This is a genomic window from Cobetia sp. BMC6, assembly GCF_029991385.1.
GTDB lineage: Bacteria > Pseudomonadota > Gammaproteobacteria > Pseudomonadales > Halomonadaceae > Cobetia.
This window is the reverse complement of the sequence record NZ_JAKUMF010000005.1, coordinates 75,408-94,816: the sequence shown is the minus strand read 5'-3', so window position 1 is coordinate 94,816 and position 19,409 is coordinate 75,408. Positions and strand designations below refer to the sequence as shown.

Sequence of the window (19,409 nt, the reverse complement as noted above, 5' to 3'; positions counted from 1 at the left end):
CTGCATGTCTGGCGATAAGACACGAAAACGCCCGGCGCGATGGCCGGGCGTTGGATATCACCACTACCCGGGGCGTCGCTTATTGAGCGGCGTCCTGGACAGCTTCGCCAGCATGCTCGACATCCTGGCCGGCACCGTCAACGGTGTTGCAGCCGGAAAGCGCTGCCAGAGTGAAGAAAGAGGCGAAGATGAGTGCAATGGTGCGGGACATGGTCATGCTCCTTGCGGTAGTGAATATCGAGAAATCTCGTAAAGACGCCAGTTCCTGCGCCTCTACCCTCATACCTTGGGCCGCCCCATGGGCTTTCAAGGGGTGAGATTCATGTTTTGTTCACTCGCCGCCCATGTCATGGACAGTGCCATCAACTGGCCGATTCCTCGATGGAACCCCCAAGGTGTTCGAGATCTTCCCCGAAACCTTCCACGGTATTGCAGCCACCCAACAGCAGGCCGAACAGCAGCGCAGTGCCAGTCATCATCATGAATCGTCGCATGGGCATTCCTCTCTCTCGGGCTATCAGCTGGCGGCGTTGTCGATCGAACCGCCCAGATGCTCCAGGTCCTTGCCGAAACCGGCCACGGTATTGCAGCCGGCCAGACTCACACTGGCCACCAATAGGGCAGCCACCATCAAACGCGTCATTCTCATCACTTCTCTTCCTGATCAACGGCCAATGAAGGTCAGACACCCTCACTGACCGAAGGTGCCAACACTCAACGATTTACCAGCAGAATCTTGCCCAGCGCCTCGCCGGACTCCAGCAGCTCATGCGCCTTGGCGACGTCACGGAAGCTGAACTGGTGCTCGTCGAGCAGCGGACGTACCGCGCCGGCCTCCAGCATCTCGCTCAGGGCGTTGAGCAGCTCCGGCTGGTCGTCCATGCCGATACCGGTCAGCAGCGGTACCGAGCGGAAGATGACGTGCAGCGACAGGTTCTTGGAGTGCAGCTGGGTCAGGTCGTGGGTCGAGCGGGTATTGATGGAGCACAGACGACCGGAGGTCGCGGTGGCCTCGATGGAGCGGTCCAGGTTGTCGCCACCGACGGTGTCGAAGACCAGATCGAAGCCACGCCCGGAGGTCAGGCGCGTCACGTAGTCCGCGACCGCTTCCTCGCGGTAGTTGATGATCTCGTCGGCGCCCAGCTGGCGTGCCAGGTCCGCCTTGGCTTCGCTGGACACGGTGGTGGTGACATGCGCGCCGAGATACTTGGCGATCTGTACCGCGACATGGCCGACGCCGCCGGTGCCGGCGTGGATCAGCACGTGCTCGCCTTCCTTGATCTGACCGCGCGAGACCAGCGCCGTCCAGGCCGTCAGGAATACCAGCGGCAAGGCCGCGCACTCTTCCAGCGTCAGCGCCGCCAGGCTCGGGCGCTTCACGATCACACGGGTGTCGGCGATCATGTAGTCCGCCAGAGCGCCCTGCCAGCCCTTCACGCCACCGGCACAACCCAGCACTTCATCCCCGACGGAGAAGTCCGACACGCCTTCGCCGACGGCATCGATCACCCCGGAGACATCGCCATTGAGAATGGCCGGGAATTCCGGGTGCGACTTGACCAGCCCGCTGCGCAGCTTGGTCTCGATGGGGTTGATGCTGGAAGCCGTCACCTTGATACGCACCTGCCCCCGCGCCGGCGTCGGGGTCTCCAGTTCGCGCTCGACGAACACTTCGGGACCGCCGTACTGCTCGATGACCATGGCTTGCATGAGGAAAGACTCCTGAACGATGAAGGAAGAGACGCCATAGCCGGGCTCGGCGCCATCATGAATAGGGGGTGAGCGGCATGCCGGTGTGTCGACAGGACAGGCAGGCATTCCGTTCAGATTACCGCGAGCTTACTCCGTGTCTAACATAAGGTCAGCATCAGGTCAGCATCGACTCAGCATCAGGTCAGCGCCAGCTTGAGCACGATGATGAAGATGACCGCGACCGTCAGCCACTTGACCCACCGCGCCCCCGCGGGACTCATGTTGACCCGCGCGCCGAGAAAGGCACCGCTCATGTTGCCGATCGCCAGCACCAGACCATAGGCCCAGCGCACCTGACCATCGAACACGAACACCGCCAGCGCCGGCAGGGTATACATCAACACGATGAAGACCTTGAAGACGTTGACCTGGGTCAGGTCGATCTTGAGCAGCCGGTAGAGCACCACGATGAACAGCACGCCGACACCGACCTGGATGAAGCCACCATAAATGCCGATGCCGAACATCGCCAGCACCACCACGGGCGTGACGCGCTCCGGCGTCAGTTCACGGGTGTCGATGCGCGGCGTCGGCAGCAGCATCATGATCGAACACACCACCATCACCACGATCAGGACACTCTCGAAGGCCTCGGCACTGATGCGGGTCGCCAGCCAAGCCCCCAGCATGGCGCCTGCCACGGCAGGCACGGCCAGCCGCCAGGCCACCCCCATGTTGTGTGCACCCGCCTTGAGGAAGGTGCTGGTCGCGGTCGCACTCTGCAGCGCGATCGCCACGCGATTGGTGGCATTGGCCTGGGCAGGCGGCAGACCGAGAAACATCAGCAATGGTAGCGTCAGCATCGAGCCACCCGCCGACAGCACATTGATGAAACCGGCCACGCCTCCCAGTGCAATCAGCGCCACTACGCTGATCAGATCAAGGCCGCTTGTCAGCCCTGCAACATCCGACATCATGCCGACATTCCTTGTCCCACTATTCCGTTGAGTGAAGACGCCTGCGGCAGACATGCCCCAGAGCGCGCGATGCCCGACACACCACCCTCGCGTGACTGAACGGGGGAAAGTGATGCCGGGCATCGTTCATAGCATATCGCGTCGCGTCACGCCTGCTTCAGCCATATCGGCTGACGCGTCTGGCGCTCATCCGACACGCCTGGCTCAGTGCGCCAGCGCTTGCTGGCGGCCACTCTGGCGCACGCTGTAGGCCAGCACGCCCAGGAAGATGACCAGACCCGCGAGGTCGTAGGTCAGCTGACCATGCGGCCACAGCATCAGCGCACCCAGCGGGAACATCGCCAGACGCAGCCACCAGGGCAGCTCGTGCTCCAGATAGCCTTCCAAGCCCGCGACGATGGCGTAGATCCCGAACAGCGCGAACACGAACACCGTCAGCATCTCGCCGATGTCGCCGGAGATCAGCGGGCTCCAGGCGAACAGCAGCGGCACGATGTAGAGGCCCTTGGCGATCTTCCAGGCCATCAGGCCGGTCTTCATCGGCGGCGTGCGGGCGATCGCGGCTGCCGCGAAGGCGGTCAGGCAGACAGGCGGCGTGACGTTGGAATCCTGGGACAGCCAGAAGATGATCATGTGCGCACTCACCAGCGCCATGGTCAGTACGTGCGGCGACAGCGCCTGCTCATACAGCTGGCTCTGGAAGGTATCCGGCACCAGCGCCAGCAGTTCGCGGGCGGCGTCCATGCTCATCGGCGCGCCCAGCAGGTCCAGCTTGTCCGGTGCGGCCAGCATGAAGATGGCCTTGGCCTGCTCCGGCAGGTTGCCCGCCGCCAGCAGATCCACCAGCTGGGAATGGGCGATCAGGTTGTAGAGCGCCGGGGCGGACAGCGTGCCCAGCACGATATAGGACGCCGTCACCGGTAGGCCCATGCCCAGAATCAATGACGCCAACGCGATCAGGATGATGGTGATCAGCAGGCTGCCACCCGCCCAGTCGGTGATCATCAGCGAGAAGGTGTTGCCGATACCGGTGGTGGAGACGACGTTGACGATCAGGCCGACGGTGATCAGCAGGATCGCGGTGGTGGTCATGTTGCGCACCCCGGCCAGCATCGCCTCGATGATGTCGCCGAGCTTCATCGGATTCTTCGACAGCCAAGAAGCCGCGATGACGGACAGGATCGCGATGCCGGCGGCGTAGGTCGGCGTGAAGCCATAGATCAGCGCGCCGACCAGCACGAACAGCGGTGCCAGATAGTGCCAGCCATCCTTGAGCACGTCCTTGAGACGCGGACCCTGCGGGTCGTCCAGCGCCGTGGCATCGGAGCGCTTGGCCTCGATGCGCACGAACATTGCCACCGACAGGAAGTAGAGCAGCGCCGGCAAGGCGGCCACGCCGACGATGGTCAGGTACGGCACCTGGGTGTAGGACGCCATGATGAAGGCGCCTGCACCCATCACCGGCGGCATCAGCTGACCACCGGTCGAGGCGGCTGCCTCGACGCCTGCCGCGAAGCGCGCCGGGAAGCCGGCACGGCGCATCAGCGGAATCGTGATCACGCCAGTGGAGACGGTGTTGGCGACACTCGAGCCTGACACCGAGCCCATCAGGCCGGAGGCGAACACGGCCACGAAGCCCGGACCACCCTTGAAGCGACCCGCCGCGCAGCGCGCCAGATCGATGATGAAGTCACCCGCGCCGGACTTGACCAGGAAGGCCCCGAACAGGATGAACATGAACACGTAGGACCAGGAGATGCGCGCGATGGAGCCCAGCATCCCTTCGCCACCGATGAAGCTTCTGAACAGCACCGTCTCCCAGGTCAGGCCCGGGAAGTTGAATACGCCGCCCACATACTTGCCCCACCAGGCCACGTAGGTCAGCGCGATCAGACACAACACCGGGATGAACCAGCCAGTGGTGCGACGCGCGAACTCGAGGATCAGACCGACCGCGACGATGGAGACCACCCAGTCCGCGGTGGAGAACACCACGCCACGGTCATAGAGCGCATCCTCGAAGCCGATCAGGTAGAGGCCGCAACCCAGTGCCGCCAGCCCCAGCAGGACATCCACGCCCAGCACCCAGCGCTTGGCACCATCACTGGCCGGGGTCAGCATCGGAATGGTCAGCGCGCACAGCAGACCGAACAGGCCGTAGTGCAAGGCGCTCACCCACAGCTCCGACAGGGTCGAGACGGTGTTGAAGTACAGGTGCGCCAGACAGATGACGATGGAGATCACGAAGACGGCACGCCCCAGCCAGGGTAGCTCCATGCGCCACGGCGCAGCTTCGGCGGATTCGTCGCGCACACCGGAGAGATCCGGCTCCTGCGCTTCGCTATCAGTGGGACGAGAGGGCTCTGGCGAGCGGGAATCATGCATGGCGTTGCCTCAAGACGGGATCAGACAGCGATGGCGCAGCGGCGACTTGCGTCACCATGCGCCCGGGCTTGCGAGGAGAATACGGGCTTCTACAACAATCATTCGTGGGCACTGCTCTGGTCCTGCGCCTCACCTTGTCCGCGCGGGGCAGTGACATGGCGCCGGACCGGCGGTGGTTTATTGGTCTGGGAAACTGCGCTGCCCTCACCGCCGCCAGAGGCGAGCGATGAGGGCAGCGGGAACATCAGGTGTGGATCACTCGGCGATCAGGCGCGCCGGAATCTCGATGCCCTGCTCCTTGAAGTAACGTGCGGCACCCGGATGCAGCGGCAGCGGCAGGCCCGCGATGGCCTTGTCGAGGGCCATGGCCTTGGTGGCCGGGTGGATGTTGTTCAGGAACGGCAGGTTCTCGTACATGGTCTTGGTGATCTGATAGACGTCTTCTTCGGAGACATCGTCACGCACCACCAGGATGTTCGGCTGGGCGATGGTGTTGATCGCCTCGTCCTGGCCCGGGTAGGTGCCAGCGGCAATTTCATACGGGGTCCACAGCTCGAACTGGGAGTTGACCTTGGCCAGCTGCTCTTCGGTGAAGTCCAGCGTGGTGATCTCACCGCCCAGGTTGGCGTAGGCGCGGGTCACGGCGGAGGCCGGTGCACCGGCCGGAATGTTCATGCCGTCGATGTTGCCGTTCTGCATCGCGTCGGCGCTCGGGCCATAGCCCATGTAGGCCAGATCCATCTTGTCGGCATCGATACCCAGCTGCTCGAGGATGAAGCGACCCGAGCCTTCGGTGCCGGAATTCTTCTTGCCGATGGAGAAGCTCTTGCCGTAGAAGTTGGTCATGTCCTCGATGGTGCCGGTCTTGACCTCATCGTTGCGGGCCACGAAGTGCTCGACGTTCTGCCACAGCATCGAGATGCTGCGCAGGTTCTTGTGCGCCTTGTTGACCGGCGGGGTGCCATTCCATGCCCAGGCGCCGTAGAGGCCCTGGATGATGCCGAACTGGGCCTGGTCCTCTTCCATCAGCTTGAGGTTCTCGCCGGAACCGGCAGAGGAGATCGCGGACACGGAGATGCCGGCGGTCGGCTCGAGCTTGACCTTGATCAGCGTGGAGAGTGCCACGCCGACCGGGTAGAAGGTGCCACCGGTGGTGGCGGTACCCATGATGTACTTGCCTTCCGCCTGAGCCACGGCACTGAGACCAAGAGAGGCTGCGATGGCGAGACCGAGACCGGCCTTGAGGATCTGGCGCTTTTGCATGGAGTGACTCCTTGGCGAACCTGCCGGGCGCAGGTTGAGCGTTCTTGTAATGTGGGTAGGCAGACGGACATAGCGGCTGAGCAGGCTCTGGCCCTGGGCGGTGCTGGCCATGTCGCGACCGACAATGCGCAAGGTAGCCCTCTTTTGCGTGGGGCGTTCGTTGCGAGCCTCTGCTTCAGCGTAGGAAGAAGGTTAGCAACTGTCCGCGCGACGCGGTATTTGGCGATGGGGGCATTGCGCAGCCTCCAGAGCGCGCACGGGCAATCCGCAAAGTGGCAGGATTCTGCCGATCTGGTCACACTGAGGGCATTCGCGGGTGTTCAAGCCAAGGCGTCCGCCACGATTCGGGTTACCCTTTGCCCTCGACTCACGCCCGCCCTGCTCCATCCGATCAAGGAGAGACGATGCCCCCCTTCAGCCTTCACCCGCAGCTGGATGCCGACACTCACTTCGTGGCCGATCTGCCGCTGTGCACCGTGCGCCTGATGAACGATGCGCGCTATCCGTGGCTGATACTGATTCCGCGCCGCGATGCCATCCGCGAGATCTATGAGCTGGACAGCAGCGCCCAGCAGCAGCTGTGGCAGGAAACCACCCAACTGGGCGAGCTGCTGATGACGGTGAGCGGCAGCGAGAAGCTCAATATCGGCGCACTGGGCAACATGGTGCCGCAGCTGCACATGCACGTGATCGCCCGCCGCAGCGATGATGCAGCCTGGCCGGGGCCGGTGTGGGGCGTCGGCACGGCCGAGCCCCACGACAACGAGGCGCTGACGATACTGATCGACACCCTGCGCATGAAGATCGCCGAGCTGCCGAGCTATTCCTACTGACAGCGTCACCGGCGCTGTCACTGACATCCACGCTTTCACATCTACGACAACGGGGCCAGATGGGCCCCGTTGTCGTAACTCGCAGGTAGTGTGTGGCAGGTAGCAAGCGACAGGTAGTCAGTGGGATACCAGCCTTGCTGGCGCTGATCTCACTCGTCGCCTGAGGTCTGTCCTGAGGATCTCGGGCCCAGAGGGCTCTGGAGGGAGGTGCCCGGCGCCGAGCGATCGAACGGCGAAGCACCACGACCGGTGGAAGAGTCCAGCGCCTTGAGACTGCTGGCGACCAGCAAGGCGCCGAAGACAGTGATGATGATGCCGCCGAGCAGACCGACCAGCGCCGCCCACGGCCACTGACGACGCGCGCGGCCGTCCGAGTGCGGCCCACCCAGGCGCGCGCCGGCCGCCGCCAGACGTCCGCTGGCCTTCATGATCAAGGTGGCCATCGCCACGCTACCCACCGTCAGCGCGGTGCCCAATGACATCGCCAGCACCGCCAGTACCCCGCTGCCGACCATGTTCAGCGCCAGCGCGGCCAGCAAGACCAGAATCGCGCCGGAACACGGCCGCAGGCCGATCGCCAGCACCGCCATGCCCATGGTGCGCCAGTCGCCACTGGCCTGCTCCGCCGTCACGCCATGCGCATGACCGCAACCGCAGTCATGTCCATGTGAATGAACATGGCCGTGAGAGTGAGAATGTGAGTGGTCGTGGCCAGGCGACGGCTCGAACGCCAGCCCCTGCATCGCTGACGCCTCTGGCTTGGTCGTGCCTGAAACCGGGCTTGAGACAGCCCGGGCGCTGAGCGCGCGCCACAAGGAACGCGCGGCGCGCCACAGCAACAGCCCCCCCAGTACCAGCACCCCGAGATGACTGAGCAAGGTGACCTTCTCGACCTGCCCGAGCACATCGCGCCCCGCCCAGTCGAGCAGCCCCGCCCCGAGGCCGACCAGCACCAGTGCACTGACGCCCTGCAGCAAGGCCGCCAGCAGTGACAGCCACAGCGCGCGGCGCCGAACGATGGGCTGACTGACCAGCAGCGTACTGATGACGACCTTGCCATGCCCGGGGCCCGCGGCATGCAGCACGCCATAGGCGAAGGACAGCCCGATCAGCGCCCAGGGGGTGCCCGGATGCGCGGCAAGCTCGCTCATCGCTCGCCCCAGCGAGCGCTGGAAACGTGACTGCTCGGCGAAGACCCACCCCAGCGCCTCGCCCCAGCCCTGCACCAGGCCTGGCCAGAGCGCCATGCCCAGCACGAGCAGCCCGCAGCCGACCGCCAGCCAACCGGCCAGGCGCCGCCCTCGCGACGAGGCCGGCTTCAGCAGGCCATCGCGCATGCCCTTGAGGCTCTTGATATCGCCAAGCCCGCTGGTGTCCTTCGGCTCACTGCTCATCAGCCACCTCACAGCTGACACTGCCGACTTCGGCGAAGTACTGGCCGAGATCCATCGGAGCAGTGGCGTTGATATCCAGCATCGAGGCCTCGGCGACCTTGGACGGGTCCGGGTCGGCCGGCGAGATTCCCGGCGTGCAGCTCAGCGCCGAGCCCTGCCCTTCCAGCCCGCTCACCACCAGTCCTTGCTGCACGGCGATGGCGTCCGGGTCATGCAGTATCTCGATGTAATAGGTGGGATCGTAGATGCGATAACTGAGGGTGTGGCCAGCCATCGCGACCGGCTCGGCCAGCGGCAGCTCCATCTGGAAGGCGACACGCTCGCCCTTGAGCCAAGTGGTCTGGCGCGTCGCCTTGCCAAGCGCCACGGGCTCGCCGTCCAGGGTGACATGGGTGTAGTAATCGAACTGCGACAGATTGGCCAGAATCTCGCTGCCCAGCACATCGAGACGCTGCTCCATGCTGGTATCGTCCTCAAGTGCGGACAGCTCCTGACGCAGCGTCAGGCTGTAGAAGGGGTCGAGCAGCCAATACTGGCGCATCGCGACGGCCCGCCCCTGGTCATCGAGACGCAACGTCACTCGCAGGTCGACCCAGCCGTGCGGGTGGGCGGCGGCAGGCTGACTGACGACCAGGGTGCCCAGCATCAGCAACGGCGTCAGCCAGGCTACGGGGCGCAGGCCATGACGAGATGGGAAACGCGCCAGCGCGGACGACAGCGCCGCCACCAGGCGATGAACAGCAACAGACATCGAGAAACTCCGGCAGAACGTCACGGGGACGACAGGAAAGATTTGGCAGGATGTTACTTCATGACCAGACGGGCGGCACCCCGACGCAGCCCGAGGACACCTTCGACAAGCAGTGGTGATGGTCAGTTCGCCGGATCCTCATGACCATGACGAAAGTCTTCACGGCGCAGTCCGTACTTGTGCATCTTGAGATTGAGCGTGCGCCGCGGCAGTGCCAGCTCCTCCAGCACCTGAGCGATGTTGCCGCGTGCGCGGGTCAGGGCGGCGCGAATCAAGGTCGACTCGAACATCGCCACCTGTGCCGCCAGCCCCTGGTCCTCGCTGCTCGCCAGCGCCTCGTCGCTCCCACCATTGCCGGCCTCGTCTGCATTCTCCTTTGCTGAGGCATTGCCCGGCGCGGATGGCTGTCGCGTCGTGGACAATTCCCCCAGCACCACACGGCGACTGGCGGCCTGGCGCAGCTGCCAGAGATTGCCCGGCCAGTCCGCCGCCATCAATGCAGCCAGCTCACCGCTGGCGAAGGGTTGCGCCTCCACCTCGTGCACCTCGGCGGCCTGACGGCTGAAGTGCGCCATCAGCAACGGGATATCCTCGCGCCGCTCGCGCAGGGCGGGTGTCGTCAGTTCGATCTCGGCCAGCGCATGCCCCAGGGTGCGAGTCAGAGGCCCGCTTGCCATCAAGTCACCCACGCTGCACAGCGCGCTGCACACCAGCCGCGGCGCCTGGCGGGCGCCGTCCTCACGAGTGGCGATCCAGCCGTCCAGCCACTGCCATTGCGCGCCACTCAGTTGGTCCACCTCATGCAGCAGCAAGGTATTGGCTGCAGGACATGCCGCGAGTGCATCCTCGATCGCGCTCGCCAGTGCCTCCGCGCCCTCTGCCCTGGCTTGCGACAGGGGGGCGCATTCCACTCGCGCCAGCAAGGCCGTCGCCGCCGTCGGCATGGCGGTAGATGAGAGCGATGCCTCAGCAGGCGGCGCATGCTCGGCCAGCGCCAGCGCCAGAGTGCTCCGCCCGCTGCCCGTCTCGCCGCTGATCCAGACACGCGCCGGATGTCCGCGCAATTCAAGCAATCGCTCACGCAGCTGGCGAATCTGACGACTCTCGCCACGCAGCAGACCACTGAGGCCGCGCACGCTCAAGCGGCGGCGCAGGCGTTGGTTTTCATCACTCAGACGCCGCCCCGCCAGCGCCTGACGCAGCTTGAGCTCCAGTGCTTCGGGGTCAAACGGCTTCTCGATGAAATCGCGCGCGCCGGCCTGCATCGCGGCAACGGCCGTGGCGACATCGCCGTGGCCGGTCATCATCAGCACCGGCAGCTCCGGTGCCTGCAGCGCAAGCCGCGCCAACAGCGTCAGGCCATCCATGCCCGGCATGCGAATATCACTGATCACCACGCTGACCGGCTCGGCGGCAGCCAAGGCTTCCAGCAGCGCCTCGGCGCGCGAGAAGCAGCGCAGGTGGATCTCGGCCAGTTCCAGCCACTGGGTGAGGGATTCACGCACCGCCGGGTCGTCATCCACCAGCCATATCGGGGCCTCGCGGGTCAGATCGCTGTCCTGCTGCAGGCGCAGCTCTGCCGGGTCCAGGCCCGTGGCGGCAAACTCCTCTGCGCCCTCGAAGCCAGCGCTGTCGTGCGTATAGCCTGTCATTCGTGCGAATACCCCGTCATGTCACGGATTGCTGCCCGCTGCCTTGCCGTGGAGTGTCGTCAGTGGCGTGCTCCGCTTCGGACGCCGGCGTGCGTAGCCACAATTCGAAGCAGGCGCCGCCCAGCGCAGAGCCATCGGCCAGACGCAGCTGGCCACCGAGGTCGCGCGCCAGGCCATAACTCAGAAACAGCCCCATCCCCATGCCTTCACCGACCTCACGTGTGGTGGTGAAGGGATCGAACAGCGTGGCACGCAGCGCAGGGTCGATGCCGGGGCCATTGTCCTCGATACGCAGACATCCGCCCGGCTGCCCCTCAAGACTGGCCACTGACGGCCAGGCCTGCCAACTGAGGCGCAATCTCGGGGCCGCGCGGCCATCGTCAGGCTCGTCGCTCTGCTGACCGGCCTGCTGCGCTTTCTGCTCCCCTTCCAGCGCATCGAGCGCATTGCGGGTCAGGTTGGTCAGCAACTGCTCGAGACGCACCTGTTCGCCCATCACGATGACGTCCCGGGGCAGCGCCTCCCGCTCCACCGTCAGATCGAGGGCGGTGACTCGCTCGGCGAGCAATTCCAGTGCGAAGTCGATGCGTGGCGCCAGCGCCAGGGCAACGGGTGCCTGCTGACTGGCCGGACGCACGAAGACCCGCAACTGGCGAATCATGTCCGCCAGGCGCTCGGACAGCTCACTGATGCGCGTGAAGTTGCTGGCGGCGGATTCGGCGGCACGTGCGGTCAACTCGGGGCGCGTTGCGGCGGAGGCGATGCCCCGCGCCAGCAGTTTGCCGCCGCTGGCAGCGTAGGTGCGAATGCCGACCAGCGGCTGATTGAGCTCATGGGCGATACCGGCCGCCATGGTGCCCAGTGCGGCCAGCTTGCCGGCCTGCACCAGCTCATCACGCGTGGCCTCGAGTTCGCGCGAGCGCTGGGCGACCCGCTCCTCGAGGCGCTCGTTGATCTCGCGCATCATCACCGCTTCACGCCGAATCAGCCCCAGGCGCGCCTGACGCTCGCGCATCCACAGTGCCATCATCGCCAGCCCCAGAATCACGGCGAGCCCGACCAGTACCACATTGCGCGCCTGAATATAAAGTGGCCGCAGCGGCATCAGAAAATGCAGCTGCCAGCCCAGCGGCCCGCTGGCCAGCGACTCATCCAGATAGCGTTGGCCCATCGCCGCCGTCGGCAGCGGCACGATCTTCGACGCCGCCAGCTCGTGGTTATCACCCAGCACCAGGCTACCGTCCTCCAACTCCCGCGACAGCGGTGTCAGCGGCGCTCCGCGGAACTGCTGCTGCGCCCGAATGCTGTCCAGCGCCTGCGGCTCGATCGCCTCCAGCGCGCGATATTTCCAGTTACGCCGCGAGGCCAGCAGCACGATGCGATTGGCATCGGCGAGCAGCACCGTCTCTCCCGCCTGGCGCCAGGTATCCTCCAGCGCTTCCAGCGAGACCTTGACCACCATGACGCCCAGCGGCTGGCCCTCGGCCGCCAGCACCGGCGCCGAGACGAAATAGCCGGGACGCCCGGTGGTATTGCCGACGGCGAAGAATTCACCGCGCCCGCGCGCCAGGGCATCGATGAAATAGGGGCGATAGTCGTAGCGATAGCCGACGAAACTGTCTGGCTGATCGAAGTTGCTCGCGGCCACGGTCATGCCGTCGCGGTCGGTCAGGAAGATGGCCGCCGCGCCGGAGGCGCGCGCGACACGCCGCAGATGCTGGTTGAGGTCACTGCTCGAACCTAGGGAAGCGACGGCGCTGGCGGCATCGGGCTGATCTGAGGGGATCACAGGCGCCGTTGCCGCAGGTGGAACGCCCTGCTCGCCGAGGGCGATGCGCACACGGGCCTGGCGTGCCAGCAATTCCGGCAGCCACTGGAAGCGCGACAACTCGGCATTCAGGGTGCTGGCGTAGAAATTCAGACGAGTCGCGGCGTGCTGGCGGGCATCACGCTCGCTGCGCGCCAACTCCCAGTGCCAGAGAGCAAACAAGGCCATCAGCCCGACCAGCAGGCTGGCCGAGAGCGCCAGCCAGGCCAGACGCCGACGGCGCAGCGCACTCAGCGTCATGGGCAGTCACACCGCGCGAGCGCGGGCTCGCCCGGGCTCCGGCTCTGCCTGCCTGCAAGGTGCTGCACAAGGCCAGTGAGGCGACGCTGGGGGCCACCTCGTGGAGTTGTCATGTGCGGAGCAGTCACGGCGCGCCGATCACCGGCACGGTGCGCGCATTCAGGGTCACGGCGACCTCCACCAGCAGGTTGTCGAGGCGGCCCGGCGCGATATCGGCGCCATTGCTGTCACCGCTCACGCTGAGACGAATCTGGCCGTTGACCTCGCTCACCCAGGCTTCCAGCGCCAGCGGCGGCCGGGCAGCGTAGCTGGCATCGAGACGCTCGAGGTCCGGGTCTGCCCGCTCGATGATGAAGCCACGCTCCGCCAGCGTCGTCAGCAGGGTGACGAAGACCTGCCGGGAGCTCAGGGTGCCACTGTTGGGGGCGATCACCGCGGTGCGTGAGTCCGGCGCATGGGTCGGCTGATTCATGCAGCCACCCAGTACCAGCAGACCGGCGAGCAGCGTCGCGAGCCCCAGACGTTGCCACAGAGAGCGTGGAGATACCTTGCACATGACCATCAGCGAACCTCCCGTGGATCACGACCCGCCAGCGCGGCCTGCAGCTGACGCTCGATCTGGCGGCAGCTGTCGCTGTCATTGTGAGGACGGGCATCGATGACGTAGCCACCCTGATTGATGACCTGCTCATCGCGGATCACGCGCACGCGCTCGTCCGGCGCGACCAGCGAAATGCGCTCGAAGCTGATCGGGTCATCACGGAAGGTGTCATGGCCGACGCCCACGCCGAAATCGTTGCCTGCCGCGACGCCATAGCCCACCGAGAAGCCGATGCGCGAGCCGAAGGGCCCGTCGATCGCACCCAGGCCCGGCTGGTCCACCTTGCGCTCACCCGTCACCACGCCCAGCGCCTGTTCACTCTCGCGGATCTTGTAACCACGGGCTTCCACGACCTGCGCCGCGGCACGCAACCACTGATTGGCATCGCCCTGACGCGGGAAGATGCAGGCCTCGGGCAGGCCAGCGCTGTCATTCGCGGCCAGCGGGTCCTTGCCGGAAAGGGCCGAGCAACCGCTCAGCAGCACCAGCCCCACTGCGAGCAATGTCATGCGCGGCAGTCGCGAGCGTGCTGACGTGTCAGCCAGGTCCGGCCGCGCGGGAAATTCGGAAAGTCGATGGAGCATGCGAACGTCTCCGGTCAGCCATTTGAGTCGACGCGACATCATGATTTTCACACCATGAGACACACCAGAGGCACTAGACTGACACATAAGTCTTGTAGGGTTTCTGCATAATTATGGTATCAAGACAGCGGGATACCCTGGATGCAGGAAACCTCATCTTAGCCTCCAGCCATGCCAGCGCCTACCGTATCCAGCACCCGACAATCCGTGACAAGGCCGCACTGGCATTGCCATTTCACACGACGATCACGCAACGCCAGTACTACCAGTGCCACTCGCTCGGTGCGCAAACCGCCGGTCATCGCGCGCAACACTGGTTACATATGGAAACGATATCGCGCGGACAACTCACGACGCTACAGGTTCAATAAGTTACCATTATCGACGAATAGGCAATCAGGGAGAGAAATTTATGTCAGAAAATGCCGACCAGCCCACGGTCGCCAAGATCAATCCGCCAGTCTTCTTCGGCTCCGCCGCCGTGATTCTGGCGTTCGTGATCTTTACGGTCGCCATGCCGGATACCGCGCAGACCGCCTTCGGTCATGTCCAGACCTGGATCATCGACACCGTCGGCTGGTTCTACCTGCTGGCCATGGGCCTGTTCGTGATCTTCACGCTGGGTCTCGCCTTCTCGCGCTATGGCGACATCAAACTGGGGCCAGACCATTCCGAGCCGGACTTCAGCTACGGCTCCTGGTTCGCGATGCTGTTCTCCGCGGGCATGGGCATCGGCTTGATGTTCTATGGCGTTGCCGAGCCTGTCTTCCACTTCACTGCGCCTCCGGTCGGCGATGCCGGCACCGTCGAGGCCGCCCGTGAGGCCATGAAGACCACCTTCTTCCACTGGGGCATCCACGCCTGGGGCGTCTATGCCGTGGTGGCGCTGGCACTGGCCTACTTCAGCTTCCGCCATAACCTGCCGCTGCGCATCAGCTCTGCGCTGTATCCGCTGATCGGCAAGCGCATCCATGGCCCGATCGGCCATGCCGTCGATATCTTCGCCGTCTTCGGCACCATGTTCGGGGTCGCGACCTCGCTGGGCCTGGGCGTGCTGCAGGTCAGCTCCGGTCTGCATTACCTGTTCGATATCGACAATGACCTGACCACCCAGATCATCCTGATCGCCATCATCACCTGTCTGGCGACCGTTTCCGTGGTCATGGGCCTGGACGGCGGCATCCGTCGTCTCTCCGAGCTGAACCTTGGCCTGGCACTGGCGCTGATGCTGTTCGTGCTGTGCGTTGGTCCGACCATCTTCCTGCTGCAGACGCTGATCCAGAACATCGGTGGCTATCTCAGCGAAGTGGTCGACAAGACCTTCAACATGTTCGCCTATATCCCGGAAGATGGCCCGTCCAAGTGGCTGGGTGGCTGGACCCTCTTCTACTGGGGCTGGTGGATCGCGTGGTCCCCGTTCGTGGGCATGTTCATCGCGCGCGTCTCGCGTGGCCGCACCATCCGTGAGTTCGTCTACGGCGTGCTGTTCGTGCCGATGGGCTTCACCTTCCTGTGGCTGACCTTCTTCGGCGACAGCGCCCTGCACATGCTGCTCACCGATACCGCAGGCAACCTGGCGGAAGCGGTCTCCGCCGATGCTTCCGTGGCGCTGTTCAAGTTCCTGGAGCTCTTCCCGTTCGGCAGCATCACCTCCATGCTGGCCACCCTGCTGGTAGTGACCTTCTTCGTCACCTCCTCGGATTCCGGCTCGCTGGTCATCGACATGCTGACCTCCAAGGAAGGTGACGAATCTCCTGTCTGGCAGCGTGTCTTCTGGGCCTTCTCCGAAGGTTTCGTCGCCGTGGCGCTGCTGATGGCAGGTGGCCTGGGTGCACTGCAGACCGCCTCACTGGCCTCTGCCCTGCCGTTCGCGATCATCCTGATGTTCGTCTGCTATGGCCTGCTCAAGGCACTGCGTCTCGAGGGCGTCAAGCAACGCTCCATGCAGCACCTGAGCAACACGCCGGGGCACACCGCCGGTGGCGCACGCAGCTGGCAGAAGCGCGTCCAGACCCTGGTCGAGACGCCGCGTCAGAAGAACGTCGAGCAATACCTGATCAACACCGTCACGCCGGCACTGGCGGATGTCGCGAAGGAATTCGAGGCCCAGGGCCTGGATACTCGCGTCAATGACGAGGAAGACCGCAGCTATCTGCAGGTCAGCCACGGCGAGGAAGTCGACTTCGTCTACGGTGTGCGGGTGCGCGAATACGCAGCACCGGCCTTCGCGCTGCGCAACGTCAAGCGCAAGGGCACCAGCGACGTGGAACGTCATTACCGCGCCGAGGTCTTCCTGCGTGAAGGTGGCCAGACCTATGACGTCATGGGTTACACCAAGGAGCAGGTGATCGGCGACGTGCTGGACCAGTACGAGAAGCACATGCACTTCCTGCACATGGCGCGCAACTGACGCCTGAGCGTTGCAGAAGTGATGACAGCTGATGACATGGCTGTCGCAAAGGCCCCGCCCCGTGCGGGGCCTTTGCGTATGTGGCCGAAATCAGAATGTCCGAGCCGACGACATTGGCTGCAATATCCGTGTGCGACCTTGAAAACCGCGTGCGCGCACCACATCTCTTTCCAAGCATTCATCTACGGCTTGAGGGTGGTGCGCCGGCGACGATAGGGGCGGCCGATGAGGGCGATACAGTGAATTCGTTACCCTGCATCCCGACCAGCCTCTACACTGGTGGCATACTGGCAGCACGGCTCGCCACCTGCATCTCCACTTTCCCCACAATGCCGTTCACTTCACATTTTTCAGGAGAGTCTTCATGTCCAACGATACCAATGCCATCGGCCTGCACACTGCCAGCGCCACTCAGCTGGCCGAGCACCTCAACATCCTGCTGGCCAACTACCAGACCTTCTACATGAATGCCCGTGGCTACCACTGGAACGTGAAGGGCAACCAGTTCTTCGAGCTGCACGTGAAGTTCGAGGAAACCTACACCGACCTGCTGACCAAGGTCGACGAGATCGCCGAGCGTATCCTGACCCTGGGTCACGAGCCGCTGCACGCCTACAGTGACTACGCACGTGTCGCCACCATCAAGGAAGACACCCATGTCAGCGACGGCACGGCTTGCATCAAGGGCCTGCTGACCGGTTACAAGTCTCTGATCGAACTGCAGCGCGAGATCATGTCCGTCGCGTCTGACGCCGATGATGAAGGCACCGCCTCACTGGTCGGTGACTACATCCGCGAGCAGGAAAAGACCGTGTGGATGCTGTCCGCCTACCTGGGCGAGTAAGCGCTCAAGCCAATGCAGCGCCAGGACATGGCAGCGCGGATCTCTGATACTGCTGCCTGACGCTGTATTTGACTGACACTGGGCCGCGAGGCATTCGCGCAGTGTGAACGCCGCCTTTCGACCCTGCACACGCGGGACTCGGAAGGCGGCGTTGTCATGTGGCCATGAAGGCCCGCCAAATACCGACCAGGAGGGTTGCATGTCACTGCCGCTGACACGTCTGCTACGCAAGCTGCTGCATGTGGCTGCCAAGCCCATGCGCCACGCCCAGGGCAAGGATGGCTATGTCATTCACGCCTATCGTGGCTACGGCTCGCACAGCGAAGCCTTTCTGATGGGGCGCATCTTCCGCCAGCCAGGCTCACGCAGCCAGCTGGCCCCCGGTGCCGGGCGCGACCTGATGGATGTCGGCCGCCGCATGCTGCGCTGGGGCAAGAGCGGCGTCGAGGTAGAGGTCGCGCTGGGGGACAACCGCACCACCGCCATTACCGACCGCGATGGCTACTTCAGTGTGCATCTGCCGCTCGATGCGCCACTGGAGCACCAGGGCCAATGGCATACCGCCCGCATCACGGCGTGTCCGCCAAAGCAGCCCCCGGTGGAGGGCGAGGCACAGGTCTATCTCCCCCCCATCAGTACGCGCCTCGGGGTGATCAGCGATATCGACGACACCGTGATGTACACCGGTGTCGCCAACAAGCTCAAGATGCTTTATCGCCTGTTCATCGAGTCTGCCGAACGCCGCACCGCCTTCCCCGGCGTGGCCGCGCTCTATCAGGCGCTCCATGAGGGTGATGACGGCCAGCAGCAGCGCCCGCTGCTCTATGTGTCGCGTGGTCCGTGGAGCATCTACGAGATGCTGGAAGTCTTCTTCCAGCACAATCGCATCCCGGTCGGGCCGATCCTGTTCCTGCGCGAGTGGGGGCTGACCCTGCAACGCCCGCTGCCCAGACGCTCCGAAGACCACAAGCAGGCGCTGATCGAGAAGATGCTCGGCCTGTATGACGAGATGCAGTTTCTGCTCATCGGCGACAGCGGCCAGCATGACCCGGAGGTCTACGCCGAAGTCGTGCGCCGCTATCCCGGTCGCATCTGCGCGATCTACATCCGCCAGATAGGCGATTCGGACTCGCGCAAGGCCGAACTGGACCAGCTTGGCGAGGAGCTGGCCGCTCTCGGCTGCGTGATGCTGTTGAGCACCAATAGCCTCGACATGGCGCACCACGCGCATGCCAACGGCTACATCGATGCCGCCAGCGTCGAGATGGTGCGTGCCGAGATCGAGCACCAGCTCGCCGACGAACCGGCCTGAGCGCTTCGAACGCCAGCGGACAGGTAGCGGCAACACAACGCAAGACGGAGACCCCGAGGTCTCCGTCTTGCGTTTGTGTGACTGACATATGGCTCACCGGACGGCACAGCCGAAGGACGGCCTCAGACGATGCGTGAGCGAATCAGCCGATCGAGCGACAGGCGTCCCGGGCCTTGCAGCACCAGCACCAGCAGGCTGGAGAGCCACAGACCGTGGGTCACCCAGGCATGGGGATAGACGAACAGCTGGATGGTCAGCGTCATGAGGGACAGCCCCAGCGCCGCGAAGCGCGTCCCCAGCCCCAGCCACAGCATCAGCGGGAAGAGGTGCTCGGCGATGGTCGCAAGCCACGCGGCCAGTATCGGCGAGACCAGCGGCAAGGCGTATTCGTGCTCGAACAGGAAGAAGGTGCTGTCCTTGATCGAGAAACCGTCGACCTTGGTCTGCGCCGACATGAAGAACACGGCACCGACCACGATACGCATCAGGATCAGTACCGCATCCATGCGCAGGTTTTCCAGCCAGACGAACACTTTCAGGGCCTGCCCCGCCACACCGGTCCGAACCGCAGGCGTCGTTGATGATTCAAGGCTCATGATGAGAACTCCTCAAGAGTGCGCCAGGGCGCGAAGGGTCGAGCGGA

General features: G+C 64.4%; 18 protein-coding genes. 4 read left to right on the top strand and 14 right to left on the bottom strand.

Going from position 1 to position 19,409, the window contains the following annotated elements; translation table 11 throughout:
• Positions 1-79: 79 nt before the first annotated feature.
• From MKZ40_RS11310 to MKZ40_RS11280, 7 genes are all read right to left on the bottom strand, one after another.
• On the bottom strand, positions 80-211 hold the full coding sequence (locus MKZ40_RS11310) for an entericidin A/B family lipoprotein (protein ID WP_043333217.1): 132 nt from the start codon (positions 209-211) through the stop codon (positions 80-82).
• Positions 212-362: 151 nt separating this feature from the next.
• Positions 363-494, bottom strand: a complete 132-nt coding sequence (locus MKZ40_RS11305; RefSeq protein WP_107335644.1) for an entericidin A/B family lipoprotein — start codon at positions 492-494, stop codon at positions 363-365.
• 23 nt (positions 495-517) lie between these two features.
• Positions 518-649 (bottom strand): entericidin A/B family lipoprotein, encoded by a 132-nt coding sequence (locus tag MKZ40_RS11300; RefSeq protein ID WP_084589348.1) that lies wholly within the window; start codon positions 647-649, stop codon positions 518-520.
• 65 nt (positions 650-714) lie between these two features.
• Entirely contained in the window at positions 715-1,710 is a 996-nt protein-coding gene (locus tag MKZ40_RS11295) for a zinc-dependent alcohol dehydrogenase family protein (RefSeq protein ID WP_054555249.1), read from the bottom strand.
• Between the two features lie 179 nt (positions 1,711-1,889).
• Complete coding sequence (locus MKZ40_RS11290) at positions 1,890-2,669, bottom strand: TSUP family transporter (RefSeq protein ID WP_254627115.1); 780 nt, start codon at positions 2,667-2,669, stop codon at positions 1,890-1,892.
• Positions 2,670-2,873: 204 nt separating this feature from the next.
• Positions 2,874-4,946: a TRAP transporter permease gene (locus tag MKZ40_RS11285; protein WP_254627132.1), complete on the bottom strand. Its 2,073-nt coding sequence runs from the start codon at positions 4,944-4,946 to the stop codon at positions 2,874-2,876.
• 363 nt (positions 4,947-5,309) lie between these two features.
• Positions 5,310-6,317 carry a TAXI family TRAP transporter solute-binding subunit gene (locus MKZ40_RS11280; RefSeq protein ID WP_175090037.1) on the bottom strand — a complete coding sequence of 336 codons (1,008 nt, stop codon included), beginning with the start codon at positions 6,315-6,317 and terminating at the stop codon, positions 5,310-5,312.
• A gap of 404 nt (positions 6,318-6,721) precedes the next feature.
• Between MKZ40_RS11280 and MKZ40_RS11275 the strand changes: the two genes are divergently transcribed.
• Positions 6,722-7,150 carry an HIT family protein gene (locus tag MKZ40_RS11275; protein WP_175090038.1) on the top strand — a complete coding sequence of 143 codons (429 nt, stop codon included), beginning with the start codon at positions 6,722-6,724 and terminating at the stop codon, positions 7,148-7,150.
• Positions 7,151-7,299: 149 nt separating this feature from the next.
• Here MKZ40_RS11275 and MKZ40_RS11270 read toward each other — a convergent pair whose 3' ends face one another.
• The 6 genes from MKZ40_RS11270 to MKZ40_RS11245 all read right to left on the bottom strand — a co-directional run bounded on the left by MKZ40_RS11270 (position 7,300) and on the right by MKZ40_RS11245 (position 14,200).
• A complete protein-coding gene (locus MKZ40_RS11270; RefSeq protein WP_175090039.1) occupies positions 7,300-8,544 on the bottom strand; it encodes a nickel transporter in 1,245 nt (414 codons plus the stop codon).
• On the bottom strand, positions 8,534-9,295 hold the full coding sequence (locus MKZ40_RS11265; protein ID WP_175090040.1) for a DUF1007 family protein: 762 nt from the start codon (positions 9,293-9,295) through the stop codon (positions 8,534-8,536). The genes MKZ40_RS11270 and MKZ40_RS11265 overlap by 11 nt, the downstream gene beginning before the upstream one ends.
• 122 nt (positions 9,296-9,417) lie before the next feature.
• The gene (locus tag MKZ40_RS11260) at positions 9,418-10,947 is read right to left on the bottom strand and encodes a response regulator (RefSeq protein WP_175090041.1); all 1,530 of its coding nucleotides are present in this window, start codon (positions 10,945-10,947) and stop codon (positions 9,418-9,420) included.
• Between the two features lie 16 nt (positions 10,948-10,963).
• The gene (locus MKZ40_RS11255; protein WP_175090042.1) at positions 10,964-13,015 is read right to left on the bottom strand and encodes an ATP-binding protein; all 2,052 of its coding nucleotides are present in this window, start codon (positions 13,013-13,015) and stop codon (positions 10,964-10,966) included.
• A gap of 124 nt (positions 13,016-13,139) precedes the next feature.
• On the bottom strand, positions 13,140-13,571 hold the full coding sequence (locus MKZ40_RS11250) for a hypothetical protein (RefSeq protein ID WP_175090043.1): 432 nt from the start codon (positions 13,569-13,571) through the stop codon (positions 13,140-13,142).
• A gap of 5 nt (positions 13,572-13,576) precedes the next feature.
• Positions 13,577-14,200, bottom strand: a complete 624-nt coding sequence (locus MKZ40_RS11245; protein WP_175090044.1) for a hypothetical protein — start codon at positions 14,198-14,200, stop codon at positions 13,577-13,579.
• A 412-nt stretch (positions 14,201-14,612) separates the two neighbouring features.
• Here MKZ40_RS11245 and betT point away from each other — a divergent pair, with 412 nt between their 5' ends.
• From betT to MKZ40_RS11230, 3 genes are all read left to right on the top strand, one after another.
• Entirely contained in the window at positions 14,613-16,610 is a 1,998-nt protein-coding gene (betT, locus tag MKZ40_RS11240) for a choline BCCT transporter BetT (RefSeq protein WP_175090045.1), read from the top strand.
• 364 nt (positions 16,611-16,974) lie between these two features.
• Positions 16,975-17,454, top strand: coding sequence for a Dps family protein (locus MKZ40_RS11235; protein WP_166019656.1), 480 nt, complete (start codon positions 16,975-16,977; stop codon positions 17,452-17,454).
• Between the two features lie 199 nt (positions 17,455-17,653).
• On the top strand, positions 17,654-18,766 hold the full coding sequence (locus MKZ40_RS11230; RefSeq protein ID WP_175090046.1) for a phosphatase domain-containing protein: 1,113 nt from the start codon (positions 17,654-17,656) through the stop codon (positions 18,764-18,766).
• A 122-nt stretch (positions 18,767-18,888) separates the two neighbouring features.
• Here the strand turns inward: MKZ40_RS11230 and MKZ40_RS11225 are convergent, their stop codons facing one another.
• Positions 18,889-19,362, bottom strand: a complete 474-nt coding sequence (locus MKZ40_RS11225; RefSeq protein WP_175090047.1) for a DoxX family protein — start codon at positions 19,360-19,362, stop codon at positions 18,889-18,891.
• Positions 19,363-19,409 lie beyond the last annotated feature (47 nt).

Excerpts from the sequence above, each read along its gene's own strand:
- MKZ40_RS11305 (WP_107335644.1), bottom strand. The coding sequence starts at position 494 with ATGCGACGATTCATGATGATGACTGGCACTGCGCTGCTGTTCGGCCTG.
- betT (WP_175090045.1), top strand. The coding sequence starts at position 14,613 with ATGTCAGAAAATGCCGACCAGCCCACGGTCGCCAAGATCAATCCGCCA.
- MKZ40_RS11225 (WP_175090047.1), bottom strand. The coding sequence starts at position 19,362 with ATGAGCCTTGAATCATCAACGACGCCTGCGGTTCGGACCGGTGTGGCG.
- MKZ40_RS11300 (WP_084589348.1), bottom strand. The coding sequence starts at position 649 with ATGAGAATGACGCGTTTGATGGTGGCTGCCCTATTGGTGGCCAGTGTG.
- MKZ40_RS11280 (WP_175090037.1), bottom strand. The coding sequence starts at position 6,317 with ATGCAAAAGCGCCAGATCCTCAAGGCCGGTCTCGGTCTCGCCATCGCA.
- MKZ40_RS11310 (WP_043333217.1), bottom strand. The coding sequence starts at position 211 with ATGTCCCGCACCATTGCACTCATCTTCGCCTCTTTCTTCACTCTGGCA.
- MKZ40_RS11255 (WP_175090042.1), bottom strand. The coding sequence starts at position 13,015 with ATGACGCTGAGTGCGCTGCGCCGTCGGCGTCTGGCCTGGCTGGCGCTC.
- MKZ40_RS11295 (WP_054555249.1), bottom strand. The coding sequence starts at position 1,710 with ATGCAAGCCATGGTCATCGAGCAGTACGGCGGTCCCGAAGTGTTCGTC.
- MKZ40_RS11245 (WP_175090044.1), bottom strand. The coding sequence starts at position 14,200 with ATGCTCCATCGACTTTCCGAATTTCCCGCGCGGCCGGACCTGGCTGAC.
- MKZ40_RS11250 (WP_175090043.1), bottom strand. The coding sequence starts at position 13,571 with ATGTGCAAGGTATCTCCACGCTCTCTGTGGCAACGTCTGGGGCTCGCG.
- MKZ40_RS11265 (WP_175090040.1), bottom strand. The coding sequence starts at position 9,295 with ATGTCTGTTGCTGTTCATCGCCTGGTGGCGGCGCTGTCGTCCGCGCTG.
- MKZ40_RS11270 (WP_175090039.1), bottom strand. The coding sequence starts at position 8,544 with ATGAGCAGTGAGCCGAAGGACACCAGCGGGCTTGGCGATATCAAGAGC.
- MKZ40_RS11285 (WP_254627132.1), bottom strand. The coding sequence starts at position 4,946 with ATGGAGCTACCCTGGCTGGGGCGTGCCGTCTTCGTGATCTCCATCGTC.
- MKZ40_RS11275 (WP_175090038.1), top strand. The coding sequence starts at position 6,722 with ATGCCCCCCTTCAGCCTTCACCCGCAGCTGGATGCCGACACTCACTTC.
- MKZ40_RS11235 (WP_166019656.1), top strand. The coding sequence starts at position 16,975 with ATGTCCAACGATACCAATGCCATCGGCCTGCACACTGCCAGCGCCACT.
- MKZ40_RS11290 (WP_254627115.1), bottom strand. The coding sequence starts at position 2,669 with ATGATGTCGGATGTTGCAGGGCTGACAAGCGGCCTTGATCTGATCAGC.
- MKZ40_RS11260 (WP_175090041.1), bottom strand. The coding sequence starts at position 10,947 with ATGACAGGCTATACGCACGACAGCGCTGGCTTCGAGGGCGCAGAGGAG.
- MKZ40_RS11230 (WP_175090046.1), top strand. The coding sequence starts at position 17,654 with ATGTCACTGCCGCTGACACGTCTGCTACGCAAGCTGCTGCATGTGGCT.